The organism is Nitrospirillum iridis (genome assembly GCF_014205765.1).
GTDB classification, from domain to species: domain Bacteria; phylum Pseudomonadota; class Alphaproteobacteria; order Azospirillales; family Azospirillaceae; genus Nitrospirillum; species Nitrospirillum iridis.
The window spans coordinates 51,896-70,641 of the sequence record NZ_JACIIZ010000006.1; the positions used below are offsets into that span (position 1 = coordinate 51,896).

19 protein-coding genes are annotated in these 18,746 nt (G+C 69.3%); 10 read left to right on the forward strand and 9 right to left on the reverse strand.

The features are described 5' to 3' along the window. The first annotated feature begins 25 nt into the window (after positions 1-25). Both FHS74_RS11915 and FHS74_RS11920 read left to right on the forward strand, forming a co-directional pair. Positions 26-1,249: a GNAT family N-acetyltransferase gene (locus tag FHS74_RS11915; RefSeq protein ID WP_184800677.1), complete on the forward strand. Its 1,224-nt coding sequence runs from the start codon at positions 26-28 to the stop codon at positions 1,247-1,249. Continuing rightward, on the forward strand, positions 1,246-1,986 hold the full coding sequence (locus tag FHS74_RS11920) for an alpha/beta fold hydrolase (RefSeq protein ID WP_184800679.1): 741 nt from the start codon (positions 1,246-1,248) through the stop codon (positions 1,984-1,986). The genes FHS74_RS11915 and FHS74_RS11920 overlap by 4 nt, the downstream gene beginning before the upstream one ends. Before the next feature lies 1 nt (position 1,987). Here FHS74_RS11920 and FHS74_RS11925 read toward each other — a convergent pair whose 3' ends face one another. Together FHS74_RS11925 and FHS74_RS11930 are read right to left on the reverse strand one after the other, a co-directional pair. Beyond that, positions 1,988-2,764, reverse strand: coding sequence for a sulfite exporter TauE/SafE family protein (locus FHS74_RS11925; protein ID WP_184800681.1), 777 nt, complete (start codon positions 2,762-2,764; stop codon positions 1,988-1,990). Between the two features lie 133 nt (positions 2,765-2,897). Then, positions 2,898-3,665, reverse strand: a complete 768-nt coding sequence (locus FHS74_RS11930; protein WP_184800683.1) for a helix-turn-helix transcriptional regulator — start codon at positions 3,663-3,665, stop codon at positions 2,898-2,900. A gap of 129 nt (positions 3,666-3,794) precedes the next feature. On the opposite strand from FHS74_RS11930, the gene FHS74_RS11935 reads away from it, so the two are divergent. Then, positions 3,795-4,412 (forward strand): acyl-homoserine-lactone synthase, encoded by a 618-nt coding sequence (locus tag FHS74_RS11935; RefSeq protein ID WP_184800685.1) that lies wholly within the window; start codon positions 3,795-3,797, stop codon positions 4,410-4,412. Positions 4,413-4,426: 14 nt separating this feature from the next. Further along, positions 4,427-5,767: a cytochrome P450 gene (locus tag FHS74_RS11940; RefSeq protein ID WP_184800687.1), complete on the forward strand. Its 1,341-nt coding sequence runs from the start codon at positions 4,427-4,429 to the stop codon at positions 5,765-5,767. Here FHS74_RS11940 and FHS74_RS11945 read toward each other — a convergent pair. Both FHS74_RS11945 and FHS74_RS11950 read right to left on the reverse strand, forming a co-directional pair. Further along, complete coding sequence (locus FHS74_RS11945; protein ID WP_184800689.1) at positions 5,764-6,984, reverse strand: SAM-dependent methyltransferase; 1,221 nt, start codon at positions 6,982-6,984, stop codon at positions 5,764-5,766. The two genes, FHS74_RS11940 and FHS74_RS11945, sit on opposite strands and share 4 nt — an antisense overlap. Positions 6,985-6,999: 15 nt before the next feature. After that, positions 7,000-7,866, reverse strand: a complete 867-nt coding sequence (locus FHS74_RS11950) for a DUF1365 domain-containing protein (RefSeq protein ID WP_184800691.1) — start codon at positions 7,864-7,866, stop codon at positions 7,000-7,002. A gap of 106 nt (positions 7,867-7,972) precedes the next feature. Between FHS74_RS11950 and FHS74_RS11955 the strand changes: the two genes are divergently transcribed. The 4 genes from FHS74_RS11955 (at position 7,973) to FHS74_RS11970 (ending at position 10,793) form a co-directional block, all read left to right on the forward strand. Further along, entirely contained in the window at positions 7,973-8,743 is a 771-nt protein-coding gene (locus FHS74_RS11955) for a sigma-70 family RNA polymerase sigma factor (RefSeq protein WP_184800693.1), read from the forward strand. 1 nt (position 8,744) lies between these two features. After that, positions 8,745-9,398: a ChrR family anti-sigma-E factor gene (locus FHS74_RS11960; RefSeq protein WP_184800695.1), complete on the forward strand. Its 654-nt coding sequence runs from the start codon at positions 8,745-8,747 to the stop codon at positions 9,396-9,398. A gap of 6 nt (positions 9,399-9,404) precedes the next feature. Continuing rightward, positions 9,405-10,238: a DUF1295 domain-containing protein gene (locus tag FHS74_RS11965; protein WP_184800697.1), complete on the forward strand. Its 834-nt coding sequence runs from the start codon at positions 9,405-9,407 to the stop codon at positions 10,236-10,238. Positions 10,239-10,304: 66 nt separating this feature from the next. Beyond that, positions 10,305-10,793 carry a hypothetical protein gene (locus FHS74_RS11970; RefSeq protein WP_184800699.1) on the forward strand — a complete coding sequence of 163 codons (489 nt, stop codon included), beginning with the start codon at positions 10,305-10,307 and terminating at the stop codon, positions 10,791-10,793. Here FHS74_RS11970 and FHS74_RS11975 read toward each other — a convergent pair. The 5 genes from FHS74_RS11975 to FHS74_RS11995 all read right to left on the reverse strand — a co-directional run bounded on the left by FHS74_RS11975 (position 10,772) and on the right by FHS74_RS11995 (position 16,063). Continuing rightward, positions 10,772-11,203: a DUF2177 family protein gene (locus FHS74_RS11975; RefSeq protein WP_211106248.1), complete on the reverse strand. Its 432-nt coding sequence runs from the start codon at positions 11,201-11,203 to the stop codon at positions 10,772-10,774. The two genes, FHS74_RS11970 and FHS74_RS11975, sit on opposite strands and share 22 nt — an antisense overlap. Positions 11,204-11,300: 97 nt before the next feature. Further along, positions 11,301-11,537, reverse strand: a complete 237-nt coding sequence (locus FHS74_RS11980) for a hypothetical protein (protein WP_184800701.1) — start codon at positions 11,535-11,537, stop codon at positions 11,301-11,303. 90 nt (positions 11,538-11,627) lie between these two features. Further along, complete coding sequence (locus FHS74_RS11985) at positions 11,628-13,271, reverse strand: DEAD/DEAH box helicase (protein ID WP_184800703.1); 1,644 nt, start codon at positions 13,269-13,271, stop codon at positions 11,628-11,630. Positions 13,272-13,660: 389 nt separating this feature from the next. Further along, positions 13,661-14,365, reverse strand: coding sequence for a 4'-phosphopantetheinyl transferase family protein (locus tag FHS74_RS11990; protein ID WP_184800705.1), 705 nt, complete (start codon positions 14,363-14,365; stop codon positions 13,661-13,663). A gap of 114 nt (positions 14,366-14,479) precedes the next feature. Continuing rightward, positions 14,480-16,063: an acid phosphatase gene (locus FHS74_RS11995; protein ID WP_184800707.1), complete on the reverse strand. Its 1,584-nt coding sequence runs from the start codon at positions 16,061-16,063 to the stop codon at positions 14,480-14,482. A gap of 115 nt (positions 16,064-16,178) precedes the next feature. On the opposite strand from FHS74_RS11995, the gene FHS74_RS12000 reads away from it, so the two are divergent. Next, on the forward strand, positions 16,179-17,378 hold the full coding sequence (locus FHS74_RS12000; protein WP_246463080.1) for a cytochrome-c peroxidase: 1,200 nt from the start codon (positions 16,179-16,181) through the stop codon (positions 17,376-17,378). 220 nt (positions 17,379-17,598) lie between these two features. After that, entirely contained in the window at positions 17,599-18,642 is a 1,044-nt protein-coding gene (locus FHS74_RS12005; RefSeq protein ID WP_184800711.1) for an EAL domain-containing protein, read from the forward strand. Positions 18,643-18,746: the final 104 nt, after the last annotated feature.

The following is an 18,746-nucleotide window of genomic DNA, read 5'->3' on the forward strand; positions in this document are numbered from 1 at the left end:
GGTGCCGGCCGGATTGGGATAAGCGATGGCGGATGGAAATGATGATTGGACGGTGGGCCTGACGGTGGGCGTAGCGCCGCGCATCGATGCGCTGGCCCCGGCCGATTGGGACCGTCTGGTGGATGAAGACGCTTTCCCCGGCCACCCCTTCATCCGCCACGCCTTCCTGCGCATCCTGGAAGACAGCGGTTCCGTCGGACGCAAATCCGGCTGGATGCCGCAGCACCTGACGGTGCGGGACGCCCAGGGCCGCCTGGTGGGCGCGGCGCCGATGTACCTGAAGTCGCATTCCTATGGCGAATACGTCTTCGACCAGGGCTGGGCCAACGCCTATGAGCGCGCCGGCGGCCAGTATTATCCCAAGCTTCAGGTTTCCATCCCCTTCACCCCGGTGACGGGCCCCCGCCTGCTGGCCGATCCGAACTGCCCCGCCCCCGATGCCGTGCGCCGCCGCCTGGTCGCGGCGTTGCGCCAGGCGGTGACGGACAACAATTTGTCGTCCGTCCACGTCACCTTCCCGTCGCAGGCCGACCGCGCCGCGCTGACCGGTCCCGGCTGGCTGGAGCGCCACGGCGTGCAATACCATTGGGAAAACCGGGGTTACCGCGACTTCACCGATTTCCTGGCCACGTTCAGCAGCCGCAAGCGCAAGGCCGTGCGCAAGGAACGCCAGACGGTGGCCGACAGCGGGGTGGAGGTGCTGACCCTGACTGGCGCCGACCTGAAGGAAGAGCATTGGGACGCCTTCTTCAGCCTGTACAACGCCACCAGCGACCGCAAATGGGGCTGGGCCTACCTGTCGGAGGAGTTCTTCCACCAGTTGGGCGCGGAGATGGCGGACAACGTCGTGCTGGTCATGGCCCGCGACCCCGCCCGCCCCGACGCCCACGGCCGCCCCACCTGGGTGGGGGGCGCGTTGAACCTGATGGGCGACGACACCCTGTACGGGCGCAATTGGGGATCGGCCGGCGACTATCCCTTCCTGCATTTCGAAGCCTGCTACTACCGCGCCATCGAGTTCGCCATCGAGCGTGGGCTGAAACGGGTGGAGGCGGGCGCGCAGGGTGAGCACAAGGTGCAGCGGGGCTACCTGCCGGTCACGACCCATAGCGCCCACTACATCGCCGACCCGGCCCTGCGCCGCGCCGTGGCCGATTTCGTGGACCGGGAGCGGGAAGGCGTGGCCGCGGATATCGCGGCGCTGTCGGCGGACAGCCCCTACCGCCAGGCCGATGGCGACCCGGGATGAACCACGTCCACCGGCTGACCGTGGGTGGCCACGGCCTCAGTCTCTTGGCCGCCGGACCGGACCCGGTGGAACAGGCGGCGCGGCCCGTCATCCTGGTGCACGGCACCCCGGGCAGCGCCGGCGGCTGGCGCTGGTTCCTCCGCCATGGCCCCGAGGGTCTATCGCTGCTGGCACCCGACCGGCCGGGCTTCGGCCACAGCGCGCCCAAGGAAGCGCTGATCGGCCTGAAAGCGCAGGCCGGCCGCCTGGCGCCGTTATTGTCGCTGAACCCCGCCAACCCACCGGCCATCCTGGTGGGCCATTCCATGGGCGGCCCGGTGGTCGCCCGCCTGGCGCTGGACCAGCCGCACCGCGTGGCGGCCCTGGTGCTGGTGGCGACATCCTTTGATCCGGACCTGGAGCATCTGCATCCCCTGCAGTCCTGGGCTGACCGGGAACCCTGGCGGCGCCTGCTGCCCCGCTCCTTGCGCAACGCCAACCGGGAACTGCTGACCATCGTGCCCGAGTTGCGCGCCCTGGCCGGCGACTTGACGCACATCCACTGCCCCGTCGTCATCCTGCATGGCACGGCCGATCGTGAATCGCCTTACGGCAACGTCGCCTACCTGAAGCGCCACCTGACCAACGCCACGGTGGAGGTGCGGCCACTGGACGGCGCCGGCCACTTCCTGCCATGGACGCGGCGCCGCGATGTCATGGCTGCCATGGAGCGGGCCCGCGCCTTGTGTAGTGCCTAAGCTAGAACGGCGCCTTGTCCAGCACGCCGAAGGCCAGGCTGAACAGCAGGGCGGCGTTCAGCAACATCAGCGGTGGGGTGACCCAGGCAGCGTATGCGCCGAATTGCCGCCCTACCGCGCGGCCGGCCACCGCCACCGTCATCAGGCTGGGCACGGTTCCAAGGGCGAAGGCGGCCAGCACCAGCGCGCCGCCCAAAGCCGATCCGCTGCTGACCGCCGCCGCCAGGGCGGCGTAGACCATGCCACAGGGGATGAAGCCCAGCAGAATGCCCAGGAAATAGCCGTTCAGGCCCCGTGGGTCGGCGAACAGCGGCCGCAGGGGCCGCGCCAACGCCGCCGTCAGGCGCGCGGCCCCGACCGTGCCCAGGCTGAGCCGCCCGGCGGGAAGGAGCCGCAGCAGCCGGGGGGCCACCCTGCCCAGGCCGGCCAGCCCCTGGCGCAGGAACAGGGCCGCCGCCACGCCGAGGAACAGCGCCAGCAACCAGCGATACTCGGTCACCTGAACCACCAGGCTGGACAGGCCGCCGGCCACCGCCCCAAGTGCCGCGTAGGTTGTCATGCGCCCCAGGTGATAGGGCAGCAGCAGGCCGCCCGCGGCGCGCAGCAACGCCGGCCCGCCGGCCCTGCCCGGTGCGGCGCCGACTTGCGCCAACACGAAGGGGCCGCACATGCCGACGCAGTGGCCGAATCCCCCGGTCAGGCCGGCCATGAACACGGCGGCCATCAAGGCCGGCAGGCTCAACGGCGCGGATTGCAACATGGACAGGTGGTCATGCATGGCGGGTGTCCGGATCAAGATCTACCACCAGCCATAAACCATGTGGCCACCGCATCGCTTGATCCGGATCAGTTCCCGAACGCTTTTGGTTTTATCGCCGCGTTTCAGCGGCCACGATCAGAGGCAGCCGGCATCACGGCGCGATCAGGCGCAGGTGCACCGCCATGGCGATCGCGTGGAATTTACTGTGCACGCCCAGTTTGCGCATGGTGTTGGTCAGGTGGAATTCCACCGTCCGGTCGGACACCCCCAGGATGTCCGCCGTCTCCTGGCGGGTTTTACCGCGACAGGCCCACACCAGGCATTCCCGTTCCCGATCCGTCAGCGACGGGGGCAACAAGGGCGGCGGCCTCAGGTCATGGCGCAGGTGCAGGGCGCGTTCATGATAGAAGGCGCCGGCGAGCCGCAGCCAGGCCGGCCGGTGCTCCGGGCGCGCCAGCAGCGCCGGCTCCTGGCGCCAGAACAGGCTGATCAAGGCCGACGCCGGGAAGCCATGACCATCCACCGCATGCAGCGGCAGCACAAAACCCTGGCGGTAACCGAAATCCCGCGCGATATCCATGACTTGCCGTGCCCGGTTGCGCGCGCCGCGGCCGCCGCCCCGGGGCGGCCGGTATTCAGGCACATCCGCCCAGGTGAAGGGTGTGTTGCTGGTGGCCGCCCGGTTCACCACCGGGTCGTACCCCAGAAGATCCTCCGCCAGATACGTCGCCAGGAAATCCGGACGCAACGACGTTTGGTAGAATGGAACTGGCTCGTCTGCAATCGGCAGGCGTCGAACGTCAACGTAGCTCGCCGCCTCATACCCCAGACCCGCCACCAGCCGGTCCAGGGTGCGCTTCAACTCATCCAGCGTTGCCGCCGTGGCGAACGCGGACAACATCTCCTCGATTTCTCGCATGGCCTTCTCTTCATCGCGGGTGGATGCCTCGAGAGGGCCGGCGTGAGGAAATACCCCGGTATTCGCCCAGCTTTTTCGAGGCCCCTAACGATGGCGTACTGACCTCGGAAAAACGGGCGGAGTTGGACCATGACATCGTTACGCGTCGTAAGTTTCTTGGGCCCGGAATCACCGGAGCTGCTGGCCCAGGCCTGGCGGTTGCGGCACCGGGTTTTTCGCGAAGGCTTGGGCTGGGACGTGGCGTCGGTCGATCTGCTGGAGTTCGACGGCTTCGATCGGAAGGCCTGGCATTGCGCGGCCCTGCAGGGGGGCCGCATGGTGGGATACTGGCGTGCCTTGCCCACCACAGAACCCTATCTGCTGGAACGCGACTTTCCCATGCTGCTTGGGGACAGGCCGGCGCCCCGCTCCCGCGATGTTTGGGAAATCAGCCGCTTCGTCATCTGCCCCGACGTGGCCAACAGGCGCGATGTGGGCAAGGTGCTGGTCCAGGCGATAGGCGCCTTCGGCCTGGCGCGTGACGCCCGCCGCCTGATCGCGGTGGTGGAACCCGCCTTCGGACGCTTCGTGCGGCTGTGCGGGCTGCCGGTGGTGGAGGAAACGGCCCCCATCCATGTCGGCCAGGGGCACAAGGGCGACATCCACGCCATCATCATCGCCCTGGACATGCCGGCCTACGCCGCCCGCCGGCCCACTCCCACCCCCTTGCCCGCAACAACGGCCGGCGCCGACCACCGCGCCGCCTGACGGAGACACATCCCATGAGCGTGCTGACCCGACTGCGCGACACGGCGCGGCGTGCCCTGCTGGGCGACCTTCCGGCCTTCGCCGCCGACCCCATCGGCTTCGTCGAACACCACGGCATCGGCGCCAACGCCCCCGTGGCCCTGCGCCTGGGGCCGAAGCCGGCCTTCCTCATCAGCCATCCCGCAGGCTTTCAGCGGGTGCTGGTGGAAAATCGTGACGCCTACGGCAAGGGGGCCGAACAGGCACGCCTGCGCCCCCTGTTCGGCGACGGCATGGTCACGGCCAACGGTCCCCGATGGGAGGCGGCCCGCCAAGCCGCCAAGGCCGCCTTCTCGCAAAGCCGCCTGAACCACGGACTGGAACTGGCGCTGTGCGTCCTGGCGCAGGAGGCGGGACGGCTGGCCGGCAACGACGGCGCGGAGGTGGATTTGCATAGCCTGATGGGGCGGCTGACCATGCGCATGGTGGTGGCCGCCCTGTTCCACGAGCGCCTGGAGAATGGCGACAGCGCCGACGCCATCTACCAGGCTGGCTGTGTCGCCCACCGCCATCTCAGCCTGTCGATGTGGCGACTGGTGGATCTGGACCTGCACCTGCCCACGCGCCAGGGCCGCGCCTTCCGTGCCGCCATCGCCGAGATGGAACGCCAGATCGCCGACTTCGCCCAGGCGCCCAAGGGCTTCCTCGCCGCGTTGCATCCCCTGGTGGCGGAATATGGCCCGGCGGTGATGCGGGACGAGGCCATCACGGCCCTGGTCGCGGGGTTCGAGACCACGGCCACCGCCGGCTGCTGGCTGGCCTATGCCCTGGCCCAGCGTCCCGAGTTGGCCGCCGGGCTGCGGCAGGAGGTGGAGGAGCGCCTGCCCGCTGATGGCGAGCTGCGCCCGGCCCTGCTGCGCGACCTGCCCCGCACCCGGGCTTTGGTGCAGGAGGTGCTGCGCCTCTATCCCTCCGCCTGGTGGTTCGCGCGCACGGCGCTGGCGGACGACATCGTGTCGGGTGTGCACATTCCCAAGGGGGCATCCATCCTGCTGTGCCCATGGGCGCTGCACCGCCAGCCGTCGCTATGGGTGGCACCCCTGGACCTGAAGCCCGGCCGCTTCCTGGAAGGCGCGCCGGCCGACAAGTTCGCCTATCTGCCGTTCGGCGCCGGCCCACGCGCCTGCATCGGGGCGCAACTGGCAACGGCGGAGCTGACGGCGCTGGCCGCCATGCTGGTCACCACCTTCGATATCCAGGCCCTGTCCGGCCCCCTGGCCGCCCAGGTGCCGGAGGGCGGCATCACCCTGGGCGCCCCCCGTGCCGGCATGACGGTGCGGCTGTCAGTACGGCAACCGATGCGCAAGGTCGCCTAGGAAACCGGCCGCAGGCGATAGAGGCCGACATCAATCAGCCCGGCACGGAAGCCCGCCTCGCAGTACGCCAGGTAATAGTCCCACAGACGACGGAAGCGGGGCGGGAAGCCCTGGGCCTGGATGTCGGACCAGGCGGCGTGGAAACGCACCCGCCATTCGGCCAGCGTGCGGGCGTAGCTGTCGCCGAAGGTCAGCGCCGTTTCCAGATGTAGGCCGGCGGCGGCGGCCTCCTGCGCCAGGCGCGCGGGGGACGGCAGCATGCCGCCCGGGAAGACATGGCGCTGGATGAAGTCGACCTCGCGGCGATAGCGGTGGAAGCGCGCATCATCAATGGTGATGACCTGCAAGACCGCCACCCCGTCGCTGGCCAACCGCTGGCGCAGCGTCTGAAAATAGACAGGCCAGTACCGCTCCCCCACCGCCTCCAGCATCTCGATGGACACCACGCGGTCATAGGTGCCGCCGACATCGCGATAGTCCTGCAGGCGCAGGTCGGCGCGGTTGCCCAAATCGGCGTCGATCAGCCGGTCCTGGGCCACAGAAAGCTGCGCCGGCGACAGGGTCAGGCCGGTGACGTGGCAGCCTTGGCGGGCGATCCGTTCCGCCAGCCCACCCCAGCCGCAGCCGATCTCCAGCACCCGCTCCTTTCCACTCAGGCCCAGCAACGCGACGATGCGCTCCAGCTTGGCCGCCTGCGCCGTCTCCAGCGTCTGGGCGCCGTCGGTGTAGAGCGCGGAGGAATACACCATGCCCTCGTCCAGCCAGCGGGCGTAGAAGTGGTTGCCCAGGTCGTAATGGGCCATGATGTTGCGCCGGCTGCCGCCCCGGGAATTGGGCCGGCGGCGGTGGACCAGGCGATTGACCACGCGGGCCAGTGGCGTGCCCGCCATCGGGCCGTCCAGGCCCCCGATGTTGCGCGCCGCCAGCTCCAACAAGGCCGGCAGATCGGGGCTGGACCAGTCGCCATCGGCGTAGGCCTCGGCGAAGGCGATGTCACCTCCCAGGGCCAGGCGACGAAGGGCCCGCCAGTTGTGCAGGACCAGCACGGCTTGCGGCCCCGGTGTCGCGGCTTCCCGGGTGAGGCGGCAGCCATCCGGCAGTTGCACGGTGATGTGGCCCAGCGCCAACCGTGCCATCATCCGCGTCAGAAGCGCCGACGCCAGGCGCCGCAAGGGCGGGGTCGACGCCGGTGGGGCGAAGGGGGTGTCCAGAGTCATGAGGCGTGATGGATCCTAGAGGCTGGGCTTGTGAGGGGAAACGACGGATACCGGGGTCAACGGCGGAGGCGGGCTACGGCGAAAGCCGACGCCCTTGAGCAGCAGGCGCAAGGCCTCCCAATGAATGGCGGCCACGACCTTCCACGTCAGCAGGGGCTGGGCTGTCCACGCGGCCAGCACGCCGATGTCGGTCAATGCGCGCCGGCGGCCGGCGAAGCAGGCGGACAGGATAGGGGTTGCCTGGTCGGGCGCACGCGCCTGGATGGCCACGGTCAATTTTTCAGCCGGCAGGGACACCCGGAAATCATAGCGCATGTCCATGTCCAGGAAAGGCGAGACATGCATATGCTTGTCGCACTGTTGGCGTACCACCCTATCGGCCGGCACCGGTCCCGTGACCGGGATGACGTAGCTGTGCCGCTGGCCGAAGGTGTTGTTGACCTCATGCACCAGGGCGCACAGCGACCCGTCGCTGCGGTGACAGAAGTAGACGCTGATGGGGTTGAAGACGTGGCCCAGCACCCGGGGCATGCACCACAGGCGGATGGCGCCGCCATCATAGCCGGCGCCGGCGTCGGCCAGCATCCGGGTGATCTGCGCCGCCAGCGGTGTGTCGGAACCATCGCCATGATCGGCGTCATGGAAGGACAGCAGGTTGAAACGGTTGTGGGAGAACAGCCGAAGCTGCCGGTCCAGGGCCCCCAGTTCGTCCAGATCCACCAGCAGGGACCAGACGCGATAGTGCAGATGGTGCCGGCGCGGCCAGGTGCGGCGGTGCGACACCGAACCCCGGTATATGCCGCTGGCCCAGCCCCCGCCGGGAATCGTCCCCGCCCCGCCCCCCGCGTCCGCCAGCCGTGTGTCCGCCAGTGGTTCCTGCATCGCGCCCGTCCAGTTAAAGCTTGCGGTCCCTATACGCGCCGGGGTGAATACTGGATCAGTCGTTCACGCGAGTGATCCGAACCGGCCGTGGTTCGTATATGGAAGCATGCATGAGACAAACGACCTACGAACAGCCTTTCCCACACGCCGCCGGGCCCGCCTGGCCGGCGGCCGGGCGGCGGCCGCTCGGCCCCTGCCTTGGGCGCCGGCCCAGCGGGACAGCCGCGTGACCCCCGGTGGCGACAGCCCGGCCGGTTCGGACAAGGTGACGCCCCCCGCGCCGCCGCCACCGGCAGAGGACGCCAGCGGCGGGCATGCCGCGGTGGGGGCCGTTGGGGGGGACGTTTTCTCCCATCATCTGCGGGCCATTGCCATCCAGGGCGATCGCGCGGCCTTCGCCGCCATTTTCCGCCACTATGCGCCCCGCATCAAAAGTTACCTGATGACGACCGGCCTACCCGCGATGGAAGCGGAGGAACTGGCGCAGGAGGCCATGCTGGCCGTCTGGCGCAAGGCGCCATCCTTCGACCCGGCACGCGCCGGCGCCTCCACCTGGATTTTCACCATCGCCCGCAATCTGCGCATCGACGCGCTGCGCCGCGACCGGGTGGCCGACGTGGCCACCGCCCACGAGGTCCTGGCCCTGCCCGAACCAGATGCCGCCGATGATGTCCTTTCCGCCACCGAGGCCGCCACCCGGCTGCGGGCCAGTTTGGAAACCTTGCCCCCCGACCAGTTGGCGGTGGTGCGCCTGTCCTTTTTCGAGGACGCGCCCCACCCCGACATCGCCCAACGCCTGGGCATCCCGCTGGGCACCGTGAAGTCGCGCCTGCGTTTGGCCATGGCGCGTTTGCGGGGGCTGATCGATGACGTCTGACATGCCCCTTCCGACCCCCACGCACCACCCTGACGCCGAACTGCTGGCCCGCTACGCCGCCGGCACCCTGGACCACGGGCCGGCCCTGATCGTGGCCACCCACCTGGATTTCTGCCCGGCCTGTCGTCGCCACGTCCGCAAGTGGGAGGCGCTGGGCGGCGCGTTGCTGGACACGCTGCCGCCCGCCATCATGGCGCCGGACGCGCTGGAACGCACGCTTGCCCGCCTCACCACCGGCGCGCGGACCAGCCCTACAGCCAGCGCCACCACGGCCGGCGACCCAGGCTTGCCGCCGGCGCTTCGCCGGGAACGGCTGGCACCCTGGCGCTTCGTGGCGCCGGGTATCAGCGGCCGGGCGGTGCAGGTGGATCCGGCGCAGGGTTACAAGGTCATGCTGTTCCGGGTGAAAGCGGGCATGTCCATCCCCATGCACGGCCACCGCGGCCTGGAATACACCTGCGTGATCGACGGCGCCTTCGGCGACAGCCTGGGGCACTTCGGTCCGGGCGACATGATCGCGGTGGATGCCGCCGTGGATCACGAGCCGACGGTCAGCCGGCAGGATGGTGACTGCCTTTGCTTGATCGCGGTACGCGGTCGCCTGCGTATCCATAGCCTGCTGGGTCGCCTGGCCCAAACCTTCGCCGGGCTTTAGGGTCTCATGACCATACCCCCGCCTGTGCTGCTGCTGGCCGGCATCGCCCTTGGCCAATGCCTCGCCATGGCGTTGGCCTGGGGCCTACAGCGCAAGACGGGGCAGTCGGGCTGGGTGGACGCGTGCTGGTCCTTCGCCACCGGCGCCGGCGGCCTGACCGCGTCGCTGTTTCCCCTGGACGACGCACCCCTGACCGCCCGCCAAGCGCTGGTGGGCACCCTGATCGCCCTATGGTCGCTGCGGCTGGGGCTGCATATCGTCAAACGGACGCGCGGCGGGGGTGACGACCCCCGCTATGCGGACTTGAGGCGGGCCTGGGGTCCCCGGGCGGCGTCCCGCATGTTCCTGTTCCTGCAAAGCCAAGCCCTGGCCGCCGCCGTGCTGACGGTCACACTCTATGCGGCCGCCCGCAACCCGGCGCCCGGCCTGGGGGTGTGGGACGGGGTGGGCGTGCTGCTGCTGCTGGCCGGCGTGCTGGGTGAAGGGGTGGCCGATGCCCAACTGGCGCGCTTCCGCCGCCGGGCGGACGCCCACGGTCGCGTCTGTGACGCCGGGCTGTGGCGCTGGTCGCGCCATCCCAACTATTTCTTCGAGTGGCTGGGGTGGCTGGCCTATCCCTGCTTCGCCCTGGCCCCCGGTCCGCTGGCCGGCGTTGACGGGGTTTGGGCCTGGGGCTGGCTGGCGTTCAGCGGTCCGGCCATCATGTATGTGCTGCTGGTCCATGTGTCGGGCATCCCGCTGCTGGAGGCTCACATGGCCCGGTCGCGCGGCGCGGCGTTCACCGATTATCGCCAACGCACCAGCGCCTTTTTCCCGTGGCCGCCCCGGACCCCCGATTAGTCCCTTGACCCGCCTCCCCCCCGGGCGATTAGCTGGGATGGGACAGCGGCGGTGAGGAAACAAGGCATGCGCGGATGGATGGCGGCGGTCAGCACCCTGGCCCTGGGTGTCGGCTTGGCCCTCACGGGCTGTTCCGGTGACGAGGCGATGGGCCCCGGTCCAGACCAGATGATGTTGCAGGCGGCCTGCGCCCTGACCCTGCACACCACCCGGCCCACCGGCACCGATGTGCTGTCGATGTTCCGCATCGAGGTGCCCCTGACGCCGGTGGATGTGCGACGGGTGGAATCAACCGTCCTGGTCGACGGGCGCGACACCTACTACGTGCGGGCCAAGTTCAACGACCAAGTCTGCATCGGCGGGGACGTGACGATGGTGTCGCTGGCCAACGGCCAGGTGCATGTGCACTACGAATTGGCGGACCTGGCCCATCTGGACATGATGGGCAAACCGGTCTTCAGGCGCCTGACGCTGGACGACACTTTCGACTACACCCCCGGCCAGACGGTCAACCGCGCGGCCGGCGGCCAGTATTACGGCTTCCAGCTGAAATAGGCCGCGACCAGGGCGCCCGCCGCCGCCGCCACACCCGTCAGCACGGTACCCCAGGCCATGTCCACCATGCTGAGACGCGCCGACCATAGACGCAGGGTCGCGTGGTTGGTCAGGTCATAGGTGGCATAGGTGAAAAAGCCGAACAGGGCGCCGCGGAGCGCCGCCTGGGCCAGCGGCGTATCGGTGCGCAGGGCCGGGGCCACCCCAAAAAAGACGATGCCGGCCGCCATCAGGAGATAGAACACGGCCGCCGGGCCCAGGCGCGGCTGGGCCGCCACCATGTCGCCCATGACCTGGCGATAGAAGCCCGACATGCGGGTCAGCCAGACGGCGTCCAGGGCGACGAACACCACCAGGGTGGCGCCATAAACGGCCAGAAGGCGCGGCAGCGCGGCGGCGGACGGCATCATGAAGGGCACCCCTCGCAAAAGAAAAACGCCCCGGGGCTTGGGCCACAGGGCGTTTCTCAATACGCGTCACCGATCCGGATGGATCAGCGCCAACCGTTCAGCGAACCGGCGAACGGGTCATCGTCTTGATGCGGCCCCGGGGGCTGCCGGACATCAGGGCGATTTCCCGATCCTGCGCCTCGATGATGGCGCGGGCGGGCTCATCGCCGTCCAGGCCGCCCAGTTCGGACGAGGGCACGCGGCGATTGGACGACCGCGAACCATCGTCATACAGAACGTCGAACAGGACGAACTCGCTGACGGACTTGGATTTCGGCTTGTTACTGCGGCCCATGGGGGACCTCCTCTTTCCTAAAGAACCATCACAACTCAATACACAAGGCCGGACACAGGGCCGGACCCGCCGGCCGGAGGGCGGTCGGGATCAGCGACGACGCGGACGCTCACGGCCCTCACGGGCCGGTTGCTGCTGATCCTCATTGGCGTTCAACGCCGCCACGAAGCTGGAGAACGGCGTGCCCCGGCCATCCTGCGCCGGGCGCGGAGCGGCCGGGCGGGGGGCGGTGGGACGCGCGGCGTTCTGCGCCGGACGCGCGGCGCCGGGCTGGGCGGGACGCTGACCCTGCGGCTGGGCCGGACGCGCGCCTTGCGGGCGGGCCTGCTGCTGCGGGCGACCCTGGCCCTGCGGGCGGGCCTGGCCTTGCGGGCGGCCGCCCTCGGACCGGGTCCCTTCAGACCGCGCGCCGTCAGCACGCCCGCCATCGGCGCGCGCACCATCGGCACGGGCCGGACGCTGGCCCTGCGGCCGGCCTTCCGACCGGTCCTCGGCCGAGCGGGCGCCCTGCGCGCGGGGCTGGGACCGGCCGCCACCATTGCGGGCCGGGCGGGCCTGCAGGGGCGGACGGCTGACCGGGGCTGCGGCAGCCTGGGGCGTGCCCTCCGGCCGCTCACCCACCGGGATGGTGCGGCGGATCAGCTTCTCGATATCGCGCAGGAAACCGCGCTCCTCCCCCTCCGCGCACAGCGACACGGCGACGCCGGAGGCGCCGGCACGGGCGGTGCGGCCGATGCGGTGGACGTAGGTCTCAGGCTCGTTGGGCAGGTCGAAGTTCACCACATGGGTGACGCCGTCCACGTCGATGCCGCGGGCGGCGATGTCGGTCGCCACCAGCACCTTGACGGTGCCGGCGCGGAAGCCGTCCAGCGCCTTCTGCCGCGCGTTCTGCGACTTGTTGCCATGGATGGCCGCGGCCTCGATGCCCGCCTGCTCCAGCTGCACCGACACGCGGTTGGCGCCGTGCTTGGTGCGGGTGAAGACAATGCTGCGCTGCATGCCGGTGTCACGGCGGATCAGGTCGACCAGCACGTGGCGCTTCTCCGCCGCCGGGACGAAGATGACCTTCTGGTCGATGCGTTCGGCGGTGGTGGAGACGGGCGTCACCTCCACCCGCAGCGGCTCGCGCAGCATCTTGTTGGCCAGTTCCGACACGTCGGCCGGCATGGTGGCGGAGAAGAACAGCGTCTGCCGGTTGGTCGGCAGCTTGGCCATGATCTTCTTCAAGCTATGGATGAAGCCCATGTCCAGCATGCGGTCGGCTTCGTCCAGCACCAGCACCTCGACCTTGTCCAGGCGCACATGGCCCTGGGTCATCAGGTCCAGCAAGCGGCCGGGCGTGGCGACGACGATATCGACACCATTGGTCAGGGCCTTCACCTGGCTGCCCTGGCCGACGCCGCCCAGGATGACGGTGTGGTGGATCTTCAGGCCTGTGCCATAGCTGGTGATGCTCTCACCAATCTGCACCGCCAGCTCACGCGTCGGGGTCAGGATCAGGGCGCGGGGCATGCGCAGCGGCAGGGCCGACGGGGCGGCCCCCAGGCGCTGCAGGATGGGCAGGGTGAAGGCGGCGGTCTTGCCGGTGCCGGTCTGGGCGATGCCCAGGATGTCGCGGCCCGCCAAGGCATGCGGGATGGCCCGCGCCTGGATCGGGGTGGCGGTGTGATGGCCCAATTGGGCCAGGGCGGCCTGAATCTCAGGCCGTAGGGAAAGGGTATCGAAAGCGGTCAATGTGTGAATCCCAGGGCGACGCGCCGGCCGCATCATCAGCGGCCGCGGATCGCGGTCAAGCCCTTGCCCGGGCGCGTGCCGGCAGGCGTGGTGTAAAAGGGTAAGCATGCCCGGGGTGCTACAGGGGCGATTTTGCCGCCACCGCTACGCGCCACCCTCGGGATACCGCCAAGCCTGGCGGCCTGGCATCAGGATGGGACATATGCATCCCTTCCTTAAGATCGCATAAGTGGATGCTACCGGTCCCAGGCACAAGGAAAATCGCGCGACGGCCCCCGAATTGCTGCCATGCCCGCGCCCCGCCCCCGTTGTCACACAACCGCCAAGCTTGTCCGCCAGTCTATCGGGCCCCGCATCGCACCATCGGCAGGACGGGCCCATCCCCGCCCTCACCACAGGTCGGCCAAGCCCTCCCCGACCCTCAAGTCGGCCAGGGCCTGGTCTTCCGGCGCCAGCAGGGCCAAGGCCGCCTTGTGGCCGCTGGGCAGGTCCCGCGCCCACAGGCGGCACGCCTGCCCCGCCGGCAGGGAGCCGCCGTGGCGGACCAGCGCCAGGGTATCGGGCAGGATGGCGAAGCTGTCGGTGGGCAGCGACAAGCCCTGCCCCAACGCCTTGATATAGGCCTCCTTCAAGGTCCAGAAGGCGATGACATCGCGCCCGCCCCGGCCGGCGGGCCGACTGTCCAACCAGGCCAGTTCTTCCGCCGCGAACATGGCCGTCGCCACGTCCGCCCCCACCGCGCGGTCCGCCACCTCCACATCCACGCCCACCCGGGTACCGGGCGCCCATGTCACGGCGCAGGCGACCAGACCATCGGTGTGCGACAGGTTGAAATCCAGGTCCGCCGGACCGTCCACCAGCCCCGGCTTGCCCTGTGGCGTCACCGGGGCAAAGGTCAGCGCCGCCGGCGACCGGTCCAGCAGGCGCCCCAGCCACAGCCGCGCCAAGCCGTGGGCCGCCACGTATTCGCGCCGGTTGCGCTCAAAAACGAAACGGAGCGCCCTTGCCTGCTCCGCCCCATCGAGCAGCCCCCACAGCCGGCCATACGCGGCCTCATCCAACAGGGCCAGGGGCAGGGTCCGTAACAGCGGCATGGGGATCCGGTCGGCGAGAGGGCGCAGGGGGAAAACCCCACCAGATCAGGGCCGTGGCCGAGCCGTTGTCAAGGCCGTCCACGGCGCCCGCGCCCACCGCGTCGTGATCCCCCCTTACTTCTGGGCGAAGTCCAAGGCCCCTGTCAGGTCACCCAGCGCGGGGCTGCCGTTGGCGGCCAAGGCCGCGTCGCGCTGCTTGATGCCTTCCAGCTTAGGCAAGTCGAAGCGGCGGGTGATGAAGCGCAGGATGGAGGTCGTGTCGTAGAAGGTATGGTCGACATAGCCCTTCTTGGCGTAGGGCGAGATGATGATGGCCGGGATGCGGGTGCCGGGGCCCCAGCGGTCGGCCTTGGGCGGGGCGACATGGTCCCAGTAACCGCCGTTTTCGTCATAGGTCACCACCACCAGCATGTTCTTCCACTGCGGGGATGCCTGCAGGTGCTTGATGACGTCGGCGATATGGGCGTCACCCGAGGCCACGTCGGCATAGCCGGAATGCTGGGTCAGGTTGCCCTGCGGCTTATAGAAGGTGACGGCGGGCAGTTTGCCGGCGTCGACATCCTTGAGGAAGGCCTTACCCTCCAGCCCGCCGTCGCGCAGATGTTCCTTCCGCGCCTCGGTGCCCGGGGCCATGTCGGCGAAATAGTTGAAGGGCTGGTGGTGGTACTGGAAGTTGGGCACGGGCTCCGCGTGGCCATGGTCCAGCGTTTCCTGCCAGGCGCCGCCGTACCAGGCCCAACCGATCTTCTTTTGGCTCAGCAGGTCACCGATGTTGGGCATGGTCTGCGGTGGCAGGGTGGTGGGGTTGGCCGGGTCGGCGAACCGCGCGTCGCCCCCCGGCGCGGGCTTGTTGCCGCTGGGCTGGTAGGGCGGCTGCATGGTGTTCACGGCGTGGAAGTCGGGCGTCAGGTTGCCGCTGTTCACGAACTTCGGCGGCCCCTCCAGCGCCGACTTGGGCGAGTTCGGCGCCTGGGTCAGGCTGACGCCATCGGGATTCACCACCGAGATCGACTCCTTGGCCGGCCCCTGGTCGGCATTGGGATAATAGGGCGCGCAGGAGCAGATCAGGACGAAGTGGTTGAAGAAGGAACCGCCAAAGCCCCCCATGAAGAAGTTGTCGGCCAGGGTGTATTGCCGCGCCAGCGTCCACATCGCCTGCCTGGTCCCATCGTAATGGCCCATGACCAGCGCGCCGGAATCGGCATAGGCGACGAATTTGTCGTTCTTGCCGCCGTCGATCTGCATCTGGTTCTCATAGAATCGGTGCACCAGGTCGCGGGTGATGACGCCCTGCCCCTGGTTGAAGCCCGTGGGGTCGTCGATGGCGAAGGGCTGGTTGGGCAGGTGCTCGGTCTGGGCCTGCGTCACCTCCGGCGTCACGCCGCGGGCGGTCAGGCCCTTCCAGATGGGCGGCAGTTCCTTCAGCACCGCACCGTCACGGTCGCGCTGAGCCAGGCTGTCCTGCGGGGCGTTGGCGATGCCGTTGGCGCCGGGGAAGGTGCCGTACAGGTTGTCGAAGCCCCGGTTTTCCGCGTAAATCACCACCACGGTCTTGATCTTCGCCAGATCGGGGGCGGCGCCGCCGGCCTGGCCCGCCGCCATCGCCCCGTCACCAAACCCTGCCATGATGCCGACGGCCAGCGCCACCGCGGCCACACCCTGACGCAAGCTTCCGCCCCGTCCCATGCCTACTGCCATGATGTTCCCCTTCTTCGTCGTTCGGACTTTACTCAAGCTCTTATATGGACGCGCCGAAAAACGCACCCCCCGGGCGGGTGCGACGTTTTTCCTGGCCGTCGGGGTAGGATTGGTGATGGGTGCGGTCCCCATGGCCACGGCCCAGGGCCTGAGCCGGGAGGAGGTCCGCCGCCAGACGGCGGCCTTGGCCGAAGTCGGGCAACGGCTGTTCTTCGACACCCGCCTGTCGGCCAGCGGCACCCTGGCCTGCGCCAGCTGCCACGATCCGGCGCACGCCTTCGGGCCCCCGGACGGCGCGGCCGTGCGCCTGGGTGGGGCGGACGGCAAGACGCCGGGCCTGCGCGCCGTGCCGTCGCTGAAGTACCTGCAGGACGTCCCCGCCTTCACCGAGCATTACCGCACGCCGGAGGATGAGGGGGACGAGAGCGTCGACAACGGCCCCACCGGCGGCCTGACCTGGGACGGCCGGGTGGACGGGCAGCGGGAGCAGGCGCGCCTGCCGCTGTTCAGCCCCTTCGAGATGGGCAACGCCGATGCCGCTGATCTGGGGGGCCGCTTGGAACAGGCGGGCTACGGCGCCCAGCTGCGGGCGGCGATGGCGGGTACCGGCGGCCAAGCGGATGTGGTGGAACTGGCGCTTCGCGCCCTCGACGTCTTTCAGCAGGATGGGGCCCTGTTCCATCCCTACACGTCCAAGTACGACGCCTATCTGGCCGGCCGGGCCACGCTGACGGAGGAGGAGGCGCGCGGCCTGGCGGCCTTCGAGGATCCGGCGCGGGGCAACTGCGCCAGTTGCCACATCAGCCAGCGGGGGCATGACGGCACACCGCCCCACTTCACCGACTATGGCCTGATCGCCATCGGCGTGCCCCGCAACCGCGACATTCCGGCCAACGCCGATCCCGCCTATTTCGACCAGGGCCTGTGCGGGCCGCTGCGCACCGACTTCACGGGGCGCGCCGATTATTGCGGCCGCTTCCGCACCCCCAGCCTGCGCAACGTGGCGCTGCGCCAGGTGTTCATGCACAACGGCGTCTTCCACACCCTGGAACAGGTGATGGACTTCTATGTCGAGCGCGACAGTGATTCCGCCAAATGGTACCCGCGCGGCCCCGACGGCGGCGTCCTGAAGTTTGATGACCTGCCGGCGGCGGCGCGCGGGGCGTTCAACATGGAACCGCCCTTCGGCCGGCGGCCGGGCGACCCGCCGGCACTGAACACGCGCGACATTCACGACATCATCGCCTTTCTGGGCACCCTGACGGACGGCTGGTGGGCGGACAACTGGTCAGCCCCGAAAACCGCCGGACCATAATCCACGCGCATCTCAACATGATGACAGCGCCCGCGCTTGGGACGCGGCCCCCTAACACCTAGGTAGGGGATCACAGACCGGGGCGAAGATCCCAAGATCGCCCCGTCAGCGGCAGGGCGGGCCGCACGGGGAAACGGGGGCAGCGGCGATGGCCATCACAGCGGCACCACAACTCTTTCAGCACGATGACCGGAACGGCCGCGCATCTCGCGAGTATCCCATGGTTCTTCCCCTGCTTTCCCCCACCCGGCGCGACAGCGGCCTCCTGAACCTGCTGGCGGGCGGCGGCGTGCTGGCCGTGCTGCTGGCGGTGCTGACCTGGGATGGCCTGCGCGATGTGGTGGCGGCGCTGACGGGCCTCAGCATGGCGCGCGGCGAAATGCTGAGCCTGCTGGCGCTGCTGGCCATCGCCGGGTTGATCGCCCAACTGGGCCGCCGCATCTGGACCATGATCCCCCACACCCGGTTCTCAGCGGAGGAGCGGCGCATCCTGCGCGCCCTGCCCCAGGCCCTGGCGCGGGGGGAAATCCAGCCGCATTTCCAGCCGGTGGTGGACGCCGACACCGGCCAGGTGGTGGCGGTGGAGGCGTTGGCCCGCTGGATCAAGGCGGACGGCAGCATCCTGCCGCCCGGCCAGTTCATCGGCCTGGCGGAGCGCGCCGGCCTGATCCGCCTGTTGACCAAAGGCATCATGGAACATGCGGTGCGAACCGCCGCCGCCTGGCGGACGCATGACCTGGACATCCCCATCTCCATCAACCTGTCGGTGGAGGATCTGGAGGCCAGCGACCTGGTGGATCACCTGATCGCCCTGTGCGACCGGCACGGCGTGCCCCACGCCGCCATCCGGGTGGAACTGACGGAAACCCAGTCCATCGTTCATTTCGACGTGGTTGACCGGGCGGTGGCCACGCTGCGCCAAGCCGGCATGGCGGTCTATCTGGACGACTTCGGCACCGGCTATGCCTCGCTCAGCGTGCTGCACCGCATCCCCTTCACCGGCATCAAGCTGGACCAGAGCTTCATCCGCCGCCTGCGTGACGACCCGCGCGCCGACGCCATCGTGCGGGCCAGCGTGGCCATCGCCCGCGACCTGGGGCTGGCCCTGGTGGCGGAAGGGGTGGAGGATAGTGAGACGCGCGACCGCCTGGGCCAGCTGGGCGTGAGCCACATCCAGGGTTATGTCTATGCCCGGGCCATGCCGGCCCACGACATCGTCGACTTCGCCCGCCAGACCCAGCCGGCCCTGACCCTGTCGCTCTAAGCGGATCTTTTCCCCGCCGCCATCCCCCGCTACCGATAGACGCCACACAGACGGACAAAAGGTCGCCTGGCCGTACAAGCCATGGACGGCCGCGACGATCATGC

Coding starts and splice junctions, on each gene's coding strand:
- FHS74_RS11915 (WP_184800677.1), top strand. CDS start 26: ATGGCGGATGGAAATGATGATTGGACGGTGGGCCTGACGGTGGGCGTA.
- FHS74_RS11920 (WP_184800679.1), top strand. CDS start 1,246: ATGAACCACGTCCACCGGCTGACCGTGGGTGGCCACGGCCTCAGTCTC.
- FHS74_RS11925 (WP_184800681.1), bottom strand. CDS start 2,764: ATGCATGACCACCTGTCCATGTTGCAATCCGCGCCGTTGAGCCTGCCG.
- FHS74_RS11930 (WP_184800683.1), bottom strand. CDS start 3,665: ATGCGAGAAATCGAGGAGATGTTGTCCGCGTTCGCCACGGCGGCAACG.
- FHS74_RS11935 (WP_184800685.1), top strand. CDS start 3,795: ATGACATCGTTACGCGTCGTAAGTTTCTTGGGCCCGGAATCACCGGAG.
- FHS74_RS11940 (WP_184800687.1), top strand. CDS start 4,427: ATGAGCGTGCTGACCCGACTGCGCGACACGGCGCGGCGTGCCCTGCTG.
- FHS74_RS11945 (WP_184800689.1), bottom strand. CDS start 6,984: ATGACTCTGGACACCCCCTTCGCCCCACCGGCGTCGACCCCGCCCTTG.
- FHS74_RS11950 (WP_184800691.1), bottom strand. CDS start 7,866: ATGCAGGAACCACTGGCGGACACACGGCTGGCGGACGCGGGGGGCGGG.
- FHS74_RS11955 (WP_184800693.1), top strand. CDS start 7,973: ATGCATGAGACAAACGACCTACGAACAGCCTTTCCCACACGCCGCCGG.
- FHS74_RS11960 (WP_184800695.1), top strand. CDS start 8,745: ATGCCCCTTCCGACCCCCACGCACCACCCTGACGCCGAACTGCTGGCC.
- FHS74_RS11965 (WP_184800697.1), top strand. CDS start 9,405: ATGACCATACCCCCGCCTGTGCTGCTGCTGGCCGGCATCGCCCTTGGC.
- FHS74_RS11970 (WP_184800699.1), top strand. CDS start 10,305: ATGCGCGGATGGATGGCGGCGGTCAGCACCCTGGCCCTGGGTGTCGGC.
- FHS74_RS11975 (WP_211106248.1), bottom strand. CDS start 11,203: ATGATGCCGTCCGCCGCCGCGCTGCCGCGCCTTCTGGCCGTTTATGGC.
- FHS74_RS11980 (WP_184800701.1), bottom strand. CDS start 11,537: ATGGGCCGCAGTAACAAGCCGAAATCCAAGTCCGTCAGCGAGTTCGTC.
- FHS74_RS11990 (WP_184800705.1), bottom strand. CDS start 14,365: ATGCCGCTGTTACGGACCCTGCCCCTGGCCCTGTTGGATGAGGCCGCG.
- FHS74_RS11995 (WP_184800707.1), bottom strand. CDS start 16,063: ATGGCAGTAGGCATGGGACGGGGCGGAAGCTTGCGTCAGGGTGTGGCC.
- FHS74_RS12000 (WP_246463080.1), top strand. CDS start 16,179: ATGGGTGCGGTCCCCATGGCCACGGCCCAGGGCCTGAGCCGGGAGGAG.
- FHS74_RS12005 (WP_184800711.1), top strand. CDS start 17,599: ATGGTTCTTCCCCTGCTTTCCCCCACCCGGCGCGACAGCGGCCTCCTG.